The organism is Kitasatospora sp. NPDC043950 (genome assembly GCF_056435345.1).
The window spans coordinates 17,753-28,974 of record NZ_JBWKER010000080.1; the positions used below are offsets into that span (position 1 = coordinate 17,753).

Genomic DNA, 11,222 nt, shown 5'->3' on the forward strand with positions numbered 1-11,222 from the left:
GAATCACGTCCGACCGTGCTCGCTCAAGGCGAGCGCCGACTCTTCCGGGTTCCGTCATCTGAAATTTGCACAACTGCCTTTTGGCAGTACTGCCACTTCCGGAATGGTGTGAAGCGTCGGCGGTCGCACTCCCCCAGGCCGCCCCCACTCCCCCGAACCGAGGAACCATGAAGCGGCACACCCACCTCCTGGTAGCGGCGGCCTGCACGGCCGCGCTCACCCTCACCGCCTGCTCCGCCTCCGACGACGCGGTCTCCGGCTCCGGCGCCGGGAACACCGGCGCGGCGAACGACGGGCCTGCCGTGGACGGCGGCACGCTCAAGATCGGCCTGGACCGGCCGTTCGCCAAGCTCGACCCGGCCGACGGCACCCTGACCTCGATGCCGATGATGGTCCTCGCCAACGCCCTGTACGACCCGCTGATGGTCAACGGCGACAACGGCGCCGTCCAGCCCTACCTCGCCAAGTCCTTCACCCCCAACGCGGACGCCACGGTCTGGACCCTCGACCTGCACGAGGGCGTGAAGTTCGGCGACGGCAAGCCGCTGGACGCCCAGGCCGTCGCCGACCACGTCACCCGGCTCGCCAAGCCGGAGAGCAAGTGCGCCTGCGCCATCGACGCAGCCACCATCGGCGCCACCACCGTCTCCGGCCCGACCACCCTCACCTTCACCCTCAAGGCGCCCGACGCCGCCTTCCCGAACATATTCACCCGCTCCCTCGGCTACGTCTCCGAGGCCCCGTCCGGCGACTCCCCCGCCGTCGGCTCCGGCCCGTACACCGTGGAGAGCGTGCAACCCGGAGTCTCCGTCACCCTCACCCGCAACCCCGCGTACTGGGGCGCCAAGGGCCACGCCGACAAGCTCGTCTACCGGGTGCTCACCGACACCGACAGCCGCTACCAGTCGCTGCGCTCCGGCGACACCGACCTGATCTGGACCGAGACGCCCGGCCAGCTCAAGCAGGCCGCCGCCGACGGGCTGCGCAGCGCCACCGGGCCCGGCGGCACCACCACCATGGTCTTCAACACCGCGTCGACGCCCTTCGACGACGTGCGGGTCCGCCGGGCCGTGCAGTACGCGATCGACCGCGAGGCCCTGGAGAAGGTCGTCTCCCTCGACCAGGGCAAGGTCTCGGACGGCCCGATCGGCTCCCGCTCCCCGTACCGCACCGCCGCCGGGTACCCGGCCCACGACCCGGCCAAGGCCCGGGACCTGCTCGCCGAGTCCGGCCACCCCGACCTCGCCTTCGACTACCTCGTCGACAGCCGCCCCGAGGGCCAGCAGCGCGCCACCGTGATCCAGCAGATGCTCGGTGAGGCCGGGATCAAGGTGACCATCAAGCCTCTCGACGCCGCGGGCCTGGGCACCGCGATGCTCCAGCGCAAGTTCCAGGTGATCGACTTCCCCACCAGCATGTTCGGCGACACCGACACCGCGCTCACCAATCTCTACCTGTCCAACTCGCCCTACAACTTCATGAGTTGGTCCGACCCGGAGACCTCGAAGGCGATCGCCGAGGGCCGCGCCTCGACCGACCCCGCCAAGCGTGCGGCCGCCTACCAGCAGGCCGCCCGGCGGGTCGTCGGCGAGGTGCCGATGGCCTTCCTCACCGAGAACACCGTCGGCTTCCTCGCCGGCGCCAAGGTCGGCGGACTGCCCGACCTGTCCAAGCGCACCGTCCTCAACGTCTCCCCCGCCCCCCTGTGGGTGAAGCGGTGACCCCCCGCACCCGCACCGCGCTGCGCCACGGCGGGCGGCTCGGCCGCGCCGCGGCCGTACTGCTGCTGGTCACCGTCGCCGCCCTGTACCTGCCCCACCTGATGCCGGGCTCCCCCGCCGTCGCCGCCCTCGGCCCCACCGCCACCCCCGAGCAGATCTCCGCCTACGAGGCCGGGCTCGGCCTGGACCGCAATCTGTTCGCCGCCACCTGGCAGTGGATCGCCGACGCCCTGCACGGCGACCTCGGCCACTCGCTGTCCACCGGAGCCGCCGTCACCACCGAACTCGCCGACCGCATCCCCGTCACCCTCGAACTCTTCCTCGCCGCCCAGCTGGTGGCGCTCGCCCTGGCCGTGCCCGTCGCCCTGCTCTCCGCCTGGCGGCCCGGCGGCACCTTCGACCGGATCGCCACCGCCGGCACCTTCGGCTGGCTCGCCGTCCCCGGCTTCGCCCTCGGCCTGCTGCTCATCTGGCTCGCCGCCGTCCAACTGCGCATCCTGCCCGCCACCGGCTGGACCCCGTTCACCGAGGACCCGGCCGAGAACCTGCGCCACCTGGTGCTGCCCGCCCTCACCCTCGGCCTCACCGAGGCCGCCGTGTTCACCCGCACCCTGCGCGGACAACTGCTCGACACCCTCGACCAGCCGTACATCGCCGCCGCCCGCAGCCGCGGCATGGGCACCACCCGGCTGCTGCTGCGCCGCGCCCTGCGACCGTCCAGCCTGCCGCTGGTCACCCTGGTCGGCATCGGCATCGGCACCTCGCTGGGCGGCTCGGTGCTGGTCGAGTCGCTGTTCGCGGTGCCCGGCGTCGGCAGCCTGGCCGCCGGGGCCATCTCCGGCCGGGACTTCCCCGTCGTCCAGGCCGTGGTGGTGGTCAGCGCCGTCGGCGTGGTCGCGGCCACCTTCGCGGTCGACCTGCTGTACCGCACGATCGACCCGAGGATCGCCCATGAGCACCGCTGAGACCCCAGTCGTGACCGTCGAGACGGTCGCGGCGCGCACCGCCCGCCGCCGGCCCCCCGCCGGCGTGCTCGCCGCCGGGGCCTGGCTGGCCGTCGTCGCCCTCGCCGCCCTGCTGCTGCCCCTGCTGCCCGGCTTCGACCCGCTGCACGGCGACTTCGCCCACCCCGCCGCCGCCCCCGGCCCCGGCCACTGGCTGGGCACCGACAGCGCCGGACGGGACGTCCTGCAACGCACCGTCGCCGGCGCCCGCGCCTCCTTCACCGTCGCCGCCCTCACCATCCTGGTCGGCCTACTCGGCGGCGGAACGCTCGGCCTCGCCGCCGGCTGGTTCCGCGGCCCGCTCGACAAGGCGATCGGCTTCGCGACCGACCTGCTGATGTCCGTGCCCAGCCTGATCCTGGTGATGATCGCGGTCTCGCTGCGCGGCCCCAGCCTCACCGTGATCGGCACGCTGATCGGGCTGTTCACCGTCCCGCACTTCACCCGGGTGGTGCGCGCCGTCGTGCTCTCGCTCAGCGAACGCGGCTTCGTCCAGGCCGCCCGCATGCTCGGCACCGCCCCGCTGCGCGTCCTGCGCCGCGAGATCGTCCCGCACGTCGCGCCGGCCGCCCTCACCTTCGCCTTCACCGCCACCACCGTCGCCATCGTCGCCGAGGGCTCGCTCAGCTTCCTCGGCTTCGGGCTGCGCCCGCCGGAGCCCTCCTGGGGCGGCATCATCGCCGAGGGGCGCACGGCCCTCGGCAGCGCGCCGTGGATCTCGCTGGCGCCCGCGGCCGTGCTCTGCCTGACCGTCCTCGCCCTCAACTACCTCGGGGAGCACCTGCGTTCGGGTGGTCCCGCCGGCCCGAAGGGAGCGCGCGGATGACCTCCGCCCCCGACCTCGACGAACCCGCCCTGGACGTCCCCGCCCTCGACGTCCCGGTGCTCGACGTCCGCTCGCTGGACACCGTCCTGCACACCCCCGACGGCCGTGCCCTGCACGTCCTGCACGGCGTCAGCCTCACCATCGCGGCCGGCGAGTGCCTCGGCGTGGTCGGCGAGTCCGGCTCCGGCAAGTCCGTGCTCGCCCGCGCCGTCCTCGGCGTCGAGTCCCGCACCACCAGGGCCGTCGCCACCGGCGAGATCCGGCTGAACGGCGAGGACCTGCTCGCCGCCTCCCGCACCCGCCGCGCCGAACTGCTCGGCACCGGCATCGCCATGGTCCACCAGGACCCGATGACCTCGCTCAACCCGGTGGTCCGGATCGCCGACCAGGTCACCGAGTCCCTCACCAACCGGCGCCGGCTCTCCCGGCGCGAACGGCTGCGCACCGCCACCGAGTTGCTCGCCGCCGTCGACGTCCCCGACCCCGCCCGGCGGGCCCGCGCCCACCCGCACGAGCTCTCCGGCGGCCTGCGCCAGCGCGTCGGCATCGCCGCCGCCCTGGCCGGCGAACCCGCCCTGCTGCTCGCCGACGAACCCACCACCGCCCTCGACGTCACCGTCCAGCGCACCGTCCTGGACCTGCTCGACCAGCACCGGCGCAGCCGCGGCCTCGCCACCCTGCTGATCACCCACGACATCGGCCTGCTGTACGGGCGGGCCCGCCGGATCGCCGTCATGTACGGCGGCCGGATCGTGGAGACCGGCCCCACCGAGGCCGTCACCCGCCACCCCCGGCACCCCTACACCGCGGCCCTGCTGCGCTCCGTACCCCGGGTCACCGGCCCGCTGCGCCGCACCCTGCCCGCGATCCCCGGCTCGCCGCCCGACCTCACCCGGCCCACCCCCGGCTGCCCCTTCGCCCCGCGCTGCGAACTGGCGACGGACCTGTGCACCACGACCGCGCCGCCCACCCACACCGCGGCGGACGGCCACACCGCCGCCTGCCACTTCCCGCTCACCGCGCCGCCTGACGCGCCGTCGCCCTCGCCCTCGCCCTCGCCCTCGCCCTCGCCCGACGAACTGGAGCCCGCGGCATGACCACCGCCCCCGACGCTGCTGCCCCCGAAGCCGTCGCTCCCGGCGCCGCCGCTCCCGGAACGGCCGTCCTGGAGGCCACCGACCTCAGCGTCGTCCACCGCACCCGCTCCGGCCCGCTGCACGCCGTCAGCGGCGTCGACCTGGCCCTCCACCCGCGCCGCACCCTCGCCCTGGTCGGCGAGTCCGGCTCCGGCAAGAGCAGCATCGCCAAGGCCCTGCTGCGGCTGCCCCCACCCACCACCGGCACCGTCACCCTCGACGGCACCGACCTCGCCACCCTCTCCCCGCGCGCCCTGCGGGCCGTCCGGCCCCGCCTCCAGCTGGTGTTCCAGGACCCGCTCTCCTCCCTCAACCCGCACCGCCGGGTCCGCGACCTGGTCGCCGAACCCCTCGACGCCCACCCCGACCCGGCCCGCGACCGCGAGCAGGTCGTCACCGAGCAGCTGTCGGCCGTCGGCCTCCCGCCCGCCCTGTTCGGCGACCGCCGCCCCCACCAGCTCTCCGGCGGGCAGGCCCAACGGGTCGCCATCGCCCGGGCCCTGGCCGCCGGACCGCGCGTCCTGATCGCCGACGAGGCGGTCTCCGCCCTCGACGTCTCGGCCCAGGCCACCGTGCTCAACCTGCTGCGCGGGCTCACCGAGGAACGCGGACTGGCCGGCCTCTTCATCTCCCACGACCTCGGCGTGGTCCGCGCGGTGAGCGACGAGGTGGCTGTGCTCCAACTCGGCCGCATCTGCGAACGCGGCCCCACCGAGGCCGTCCTCGCCGCCCCGGCCCACCCCTACACCGCCGCCCTGCTCGCCGCCGTCCCCGAACCCGGCCGCCCGCTGCGCGACACCGGCCTCCTCCCCACCGACCCGCCCTCCCCCCTCGCCCCGCCCAGCGGCTGCCGCTTCCGCACCCGCTGCCCCCTGGCCGACACCCGCTGCGCCACCGAGGAACCGCAGCTGCGGGAGGTGGCACCAGGCCGCGCGGTGGCCTGCCACCGACCACTGATCGGCGCTGCCACAGCGTCCTGACCAGCCGGACGCACCACGGGCCCCCGGGCCGGGAGCCCCACTCCCGCCCCAGGGGCCCTTCCCGTTCCGGCCGCGGACGGGCGGGCGCCACGGCGGCGACGGGAAGGGTTCAAGCGCAGTGCCCGACTCGGAGCACCCGCAGGTCATCGGCACCACGGAGGCCCGACGGGACGGCGCCCCCGTCGGGCTTTCACCTGGCAGGGGCACGGCCCTCGCGCGCCGTTCGCGCCCCTTCACGCCGGTGACGATTCGCGTACGCAGCCTTACCGTTGGTTGCGATCACGGGTCGCACCTGGCGACCCGGCGTACCGGAGGTCCCATCATGCGACGCCTCGTCACGACGATCGGTACCCTCATCGCCGCAGGGACGCTGGCCGTGGCCGTCCCCACGTCCGCCCAGGCCGCCACGGGCACCCTGACGTTCTACAACGTGATCTTCCCCGGCGGGTCGGGCAGCGGCCCGGGCGTGCCGTACCTCGACCCGGCCCCCGGCTGCTACGACGTACCGAGGGAGGCACAGGGGCCCCTGTCAGGCGTGAACAACGCGACGGACAGCACGGTCCGCTTCTACTGGGGCGAGGACTGCACCGGCGGGTCGCTGTTCAGCGTGTCGGCCGGCCGTTCGGTCAGGTTCAACTCGCACCCGCGCTCCTTCATGGTCGAGAGCTGACCGCAGACCCGATCGCAGCCACACCGATCCCAGGTGGCCGAAGGACGGGCGACCCGGCCAGCGGCTATTGGGGGTCCGGCCAAGGCGCCCGCGAAACCCACCCGGGGCCATCCCGGTCTCGCTCGTCGTCGAGTAGTCGCGGGGATTTTGAACGGCGGGCGACCGCAGGCCACTTCGGCCTGTCGGCCGCCCGCCGTTCGCCGTTCGCGTTCGCGCCCACGGCGGCGCTACGACCGCGATGGCGCTACGACAGCGGCAGCGCCCGCCTGAGCGCACCGAAGGCCGCGTCCAGCAGGGCGCGATGATCGGGGTCGACCGCCGCCGCACTCTCCCCCGCCAGCATCCGGCCCGCAGAGGTGAGGCAGCCGGTGCGATAGGCGGCGACGGCGAGCGCGGCGGTCAGCCGGGGCTGCGGGTCCGGCGAGGTCTGCGCGATCACCCCGGCCAGCGCGCCCTCCAGCTCCTCGACGCCTTCGCGGGCCCGCGCCCGCAGCGACGGGGAGTCCACCACGACCTGCCAGAAGGCCGTGAAGCGATCCCGCAGAGCCGCCAACGGGTAGCCCTCGTCGATGAGTTCGAGAATCAGGCGATGCAGCGCGGCGAGTGGGGACTCGGCGGCCGGGCGGTCGCGCACCGCGCTCGTGAACAGCTCGACAGCCTCCGGGATCCGGTCCAGGAAGAGGTCCTCCTTGCGCGGGAAGTAGTTGAAGACCGTCATGGTCGAGACCTCCGCCGCCTCGGCCACCTCGGCGACGGTGACCTGGTCGAACCCGCGCGCCAGGAACAGGGTGGTGGCCACGCCGGAGATCCGCTGCCGGGTCTGCACCTTCTTGCGCTGACGCATCGTGAGGTTCCGGGACTGCGGTTCGTCGCCGGCGTCTGGGGTCCTGGCTACATCCATGACCGAAATTATACCCACCACAGATTTTTAGTGACTAAAGTGAAGCCATGAACACGGACATGCGCACAGACGCAGGCACAGACGCAGGCACCGACGTAGGCACGGACTACGACGTGGTGGTGGCGGGCGGCGGGCCGGTCGGGCTGATGCTGGCCTGCGAGCTCCGGCTCGCCGGAACCTCGGTGCTGGTCATCGAACGACTCACCGAGGTGGACCAGACGGTCAAGGCGGGCGCCATCAACACGCCCAGCGTGGAGGCCTTCTACCGGCGCGGGCTGCTCCCCGCGCTCGAAGAGATCCACGCGCAGGCAATGGAGAAGTTCGCCCAGTTCACCCGGCAGCGCCGCCCGGACGGGCCGCCCACCAACGGCGAAGTGCCCACCAACGGCGAAGTGCCCGCCGACAGCGCAGTGCCCACGCGGGCGCCGCAGCGGATCGCCGGGCACTTCGCCGGAATCATGCTGAGCCTCGACCGCTTCGACCCCGCCGACGACCCCGACTTCGCCGACCGCGGCCCCGTAGACAAGGCCGCCCTCGTCCCGCAGGCCGCCCTGGAGCACGTGCTCGGCGAGCGCGCGGCCGAGCTGGGCGTCGAGCTGCGCCGGGGCGTGGAGTTGACCGGCTTCGACACCGACGAGCACGGGGTGACCGTGCACACCGACGGCGGTGCGCCGATCCGAACCGGCTGGCTGGTCGGGTGCGACGGCGGCCGCAGCACGGTGCGCCGGCTCGCCGGGTTCGACTTCCCCGGCACGGCCCCGGAGATCACCGGCCACCAGGCGATAGTGGAGATGACCGGCTCCGAGGCCCTGGGCGCCGGCTGGAACCGGACCTCGGTCGGGACGTACGTGCACGGGCCGGTGCCGGGCCGGATCCTCACCGTGGAGTTCGACGGTCCGCCCGCGGACCGCCAGTCGCCGGTCACCACCGAGGAGTTGCAGGCCAGCCTGCGCAACGTCAGCGGCGTGGACGTGACGATCACCAAGGTGCACAGCGCGACCCGCTTCACGGACAACGCCCGCCAGGCGAGCACCTACCGCGCGGGCCGGGTGCTGCTGGCCGGCGACGCGGCGCACGTGCACTCCCCGTTCGGCGGCCAGGGGCTCAACCTCGGCATCGGCGACGCGATCAACCTCGGCTGGAAGCTCGCCGCCACCGTGCAGGGCTGGGCACCGGAGGGCCTGCTGGACAGCTACACCGCCGAGCGGCACCCGATCGGCGCCTGGGTCCTGGACTGGACGAGGGCGCAGGTCGCGCTGATGCGGCCCGAGCCGGGCAGCGGCGCGCTGCGCAACGTCGTCGCCCAGCTGGCCGACACCGCGGCCGGGACGACCTACTTCGTCAAGCAGCTCTCCGGCGTGTGGCAGCGCTACGACCTGCCCGGCGAACACCCGCTGGTGGGCCGCAGCGCACCGGACCTCGCACTCGCCGACGGCAGCAAACTGGCCGACCACCTGCACGACGGCCGCGCGCTGCTGCTGGACCTCACCGACGACCCCGAGCTGCGCGCCCGCGCCGACGGCCACCGCGACCGGTTGCGGATCGTGACTTCCCCCTGCCCCGAACAGCCCACGCCGGCCGCCCTGCTGGTCCGCCCGGACGGCTTCGTCGCCTGGGCGGGCGACAGCGGTGAGGCCCCGGACGGGCTCGGCGAGGCGCTCGACAGGTGGCTCGGCGCAGCTCAGGACTGAGCTCAGGGCCGGCGCAGGACGGCGGCTGCCAGGGCGAGCGCCAGGTCAGGGTGTCGATCGCCCGGTCGAGTTCGGCGGCCTGCTGCTGGTGGCTGCCGTCGGTGACGCAGTCCTGGAAGGAAAGGTCTTCGTCCAGGACCTCCGCAAGCACATCCCCTTCACCATCACCCGCACGTGACCACCACCGCCCCGCCCACCCCGAGGGCCGCCAGGCCGGTCGCACCGCGCCCAGCGGCCTCCGGCACACCAGCGGCGGACACCACCGCACCCCACTTCCCACACGGCCGCATCGCAGACGCGGCGCTCCCATCTCTCCCCCCCGGCCCCCGCACATCCGCGCGACACTCACAGGTGATCTATCGTCACTTTGTGTAGGCCTCCAGGCGTACGATGTCGGGGGTTTGGGCATGGTCAGCGCCGGGGCCGTCACGGTCCCTGCGGTTCGCGTCCACTGCGGGCCGCGAGAAGGTGCCGGTCCAGCGAAGAGGAGCTTCCATGACGGGTCAGACGCCCGACGCCGCACAGCAGCAGGTGCAGTTCCCCATCACCGAGTCGTTCACCGGCACAGCCCCGGAGAATGAGCACTGGCAGTTGCTGGGTAGCGCGCGGCTGAACGAGGGCGCCCTGGAGCTGACGCCGAACACCCCCTCGAAGGCGGGTACGGCGTTCCTGGACCAACCGTTCTCCTCCTCGCTCGGGGTGAGCATCGACTTCGACTACTCCTGTGAGGGCGGCGGGGCCCAGGGTCTCGGGGACGGGTTCAGCCTCTACCTGATCGACGGGAGCCGTACCACGCAGCCCGGGGCCCGCGGCGGGGCGCTGGGCTACTCCTACATCAAGGACGGCTCGGTCAACCTCCCCGGCGTCACTGCCGGCTATGTGGGCGTCGGCTTCGACAACTTCGGGAACTTCGCCGCCCCCTCATGCGGCCCCGGCGGTCCCGGCCGCAGCCCCGACACTGCGGGTGTGCGCGGCTCCGGGGACCTGCTCACGGGCTTCGCCTGGCTGGCCGGTGTCGAGGTGCCGGGTGGGTTCCGGGGCGGCTGGGGGGTGGGGGCCCATCTGCAGGTGACCGTCATCGGCGGGCGCCTGACGGTGCGGCGCTCCAGCACCTCGGACCCCAACGGCGCGGTGCTGATCGACAATCTCGACCTGGCCGCCGGCCCGGGCCAGGTGCAGATGCCCGCGACGTTCAAGCTCGGGTTCGGCGCCGGCACCGGCGGGGCCACCGCCGCCCACCGCATCCGCAACCTCACCGTCGCCCTGCCCGTCGCCATGCCGCTGGAGATGAGCGGCCCGCTGACCGCCAAGGCCGGCCATCGGATCTCCTACACCATCGGCGTCCAGAACCACGGGCCCAACGACGCCCCCGACGCCGTCGTGCGCGGCGACGTCCCCGTCCAGTTGCTCGACGTGGAGGTGACATGCCGCGGGGAGAACGGCGCGGTGTGCGGCCCGGGAACCGCTACCGACGGCGAACTCCACCAGCCGCTCAGCCTGCCCAAGGGCAGCAAGGCGGTGATCACCTTGAGGGGCACCGTCGACCCTCACCACGAAGGCGACTTCACCGCCACGAGCCGGATCACCTCCGCCACCCGCGCCAATACCGCGGCCCAGCAGTCCGGCCAGGTCACCACCACTGCCGAACTGCCGCTGATCACCGTCGGCCAGAAGATCGCCGGGCAGTGGGACCAGACCTGGCCCGAGGACGCCAAGGGTTGGCTCGTCAGCTACAACCTCACCCTGGCCGCCAACGAACACCGCGTGACAGCCTGGGAGATCGCCTTCGACGTCCCCGCGCGCACCCGCGTCAACCCCCAGCAGACCCAGTGGTACCGGGTCATCAAGGACGGCCTGGAGGGAACGGTCGTCCTTGGGTCCCCCAACGACGGCTCCCACACCATCGACCCCGGCACCCCGCTGCCCGTCGACGTCCAGATCCTCTACCCCTCCCAGTCCGACGCCGGCGACGGCCGCCTCCGCGGCCTCTACGCCGTCGAGGTCGAGAACCCCTAACCCCCGCAGAAGCAGCACCCGGACCGGATCCGCCTCGCAGCAGTGCATCCGCCCGCGAGGCGGATCCGGCACAGCTACCCGCAGCCCGACCTGCCGGTCACGCCCGTGCGGGCCGCCATTTGCACCCGGCGCTCTGCGCCAACGCGCGGTGGATTCGCCCGCCGACGCAGTCCTCCACCACTGGGGGCGGGGGGGGGGGGGGGGGGGGGGGGGGGGGGGGGGGGGGGGGGGGGGGGGGGGGGGGGGGGGGGGGGGGGGGGGGGGGGGGGGGGGGGGG

9 protein-coding genes are annotated in these 11,222 nt (G+C 73.7%); 8 read left to right on the forward strand and 1 reads right to left on the reverse strand.

What is annotated here, in order from left to right; genetic code table 11:
* The first annotated feature begins 167 nt into the window (after window positions 1–167).
* The 6 genes from AC07BF_RS34735 to AC07BF_RS34760 all read left to right on the forward strand — a co-directional run bounded on the left by AC07BF_RS34735 (window position 168) and on the right by AC07BF_RS34760 (window position 6,337).
* Window positions 168–1,721 (forward strand): ABC transporter substrate-binding protein, encoded by a 1,554-nt coding sequence (locus AC07BF_RS34735; protein WP_363581011.1) that lies wholly within the window; start codon window positions 168–170, stop codon window positions 1,719–1,721.
* Window positions 1,718–2,686 (forward strand): ABC transporter permease, encoded by a 969-nt coding sequence (locus AC07BF_RS34740; RefSeq protein WP_363581009.1) that lies wholly within the window; start codon window positions 1,718–1,720, stop codon window positions 2,684–2,686. Before AC07BF_RS34735 ends, AC07BF_RS34740 begins: the two co-directional genes overlap by 4 nt.
* A complete protein-coding gene (locus AC07BF_RS34745) occupies window positions 2,673–3,551 on the forward strand; it encodes an ABC transporter permease (RefSeq protein ID WP_363581007.1) in 879 nt (292 codons plus the stop codon). The genes AC07BF_RS34740 and AC07BF_RS34745 overlap by 14 nt, the downstream gene beginning before the upstream one ends.
* Entirely contained in the window at window positions 3,548–4,648 is a 1,101-nt protein-coding gene (locus tag AC07BF_RS34750) for an ABC transporter ATP-binding protein (RefSeq protein ID WP_478334412.1), read from the forward strand. Before AC07BF_RS34745 ends, AC07BF_RS34750 begins: the two co-directional genes overlap by 4 nt.
* Complete coding sequence (locus AC07BF_RS34755) at window positions 4,645–5,667, forward strand: ABC transporter ATP-binding protein (RefSeq protein ID WP_363581003.1); 1,023 nt, start codon at window positions 4,645–4,647, stop codon at window positions 5,665–5,667. Before AC07BF_RS34750 ends, AC07BF_RS34755 begins: the two co-directional genes overlap by 4 nt.
* Window positions 5,668–5,989: 322 nt before the next feature.
* Window positions 5,990–6,337, forward strand: coding sequence for a hypothetical protein (locus AC07BF_RS34760; RefSeq protein WP_363581001.1), 348 nt, complete (start codon window positions 5,990–5,992; stop codon window positions 6,335–6,337).
* 244 nt (window positions 6,338–6,581) lie between these two features.
* Here the strand turns inward: AC07BF_RS34760 and AC07BF_RS34765 are convergent, their stop codons facing one another.
* Window positions 6,582–7,238, reverse strand: coding sequence for a TetR/AcrR family transcriptional regulator (locus AC07BF_RS34765; protein WP_363580999.1), 657 nt, complete (start codon window positions 7,236–7,238; stop codon window positions 6,582–6,584).
* A 59-nt stretch (window positions 7,239–7,297) separates the two neighbouring features.
* Here AC07BF_RS34765 and AC07BF_RS34770 point away from each other — a divergent pair, with 59 nt between their 5' ends.
* A complete protein-coding gene (locus AC07BF_RS34770) occupies window positions 7,298–8,929 on the forward strand; it encodes an FAD-dependent oxidoreductase (RefSeq protein WP_478334413.1) in 1,632 nt (543 codons plus the stop codon).
* A gap of 495 nt (window positions 8,930–9,424) precedes the next feature.
* Window positions 9,425–10,945 (forward strand): hypothetical protein, encoded by a 1,521-nt coding sequence (locus tag AC07BF_RS34775; RefSeq protein ID WP_478334414.1) that lies wholly within the window; start codon window positions 9,425–9,427, stop codon window positions 10,943–10,945.
* Window positions 10,946–11,222: the final 277 nt, after the last annotated feature.

What these genes read in the sequence shown, in the direction of transcription:
- AC07BF_RS34735 (WP_363581011.1), top strand. Translation starts at nt 168, where the DNA reads ATGAAGCGGCACACCCACCTCCTGGTAGCGGCGGCCTGCACGGCCGCG.
- AC07BF_RS34745 (WP_363581007.1), top strand. Translation starts at nt 2,673, where the DNA reads ATGAGCACCGCTGAGACCCCAGTCGTGACCGTCGAGACGGTCGCGGCG.
- AC07BF_RS34750 (WP_478334412.1), top strand. Translation starts at nt 3,548, where the DNA reads ATGACCTCCGCCCCCGACCTCGACGAACCCGCCCTGGACGTCCCCGCC.
- AC07BF_RS34755 (WP_363581003.1), top strand. Translation starts at nt 4,645, where the DNA reads ATGACCACCGCCCCCGACGCTGCTGCCCCCGAAGCCGTCGCTCCCGGC.
- AC07BF_RS34760 (WP_363581001.1), top strand. Translation starts at nt 5,990, where the DNA reads ATGCGACGCCTCGTCACGACGATCGGTACCCTCATCGCCGCAGGGACG.
- AC07BF_RS34765 (WP_363580999.1), bottom strand. Translation starts at nt 7,238, where the DNA reads ATGGATGTAGCCAGGACCCCAGACGCCGGCGACGAACCGCAGTCCCGG.
- AC07BF_RS34770 (WP_478334413.1), top strand. Translation starts at nt 7,298, where the DNA reads ATGCGCACAGACGCAGGCACAGACGCAGGCACCGACGTAGGCACGGAC.
- AC07BF_RS34775 (WP_478334414.1), top strand. Translation starts at nt 9,425, where the DNA reads ATGACGGGTCAGACGCCCGACGCCGCACAGCAGCAGGTGCAGTTCCCC.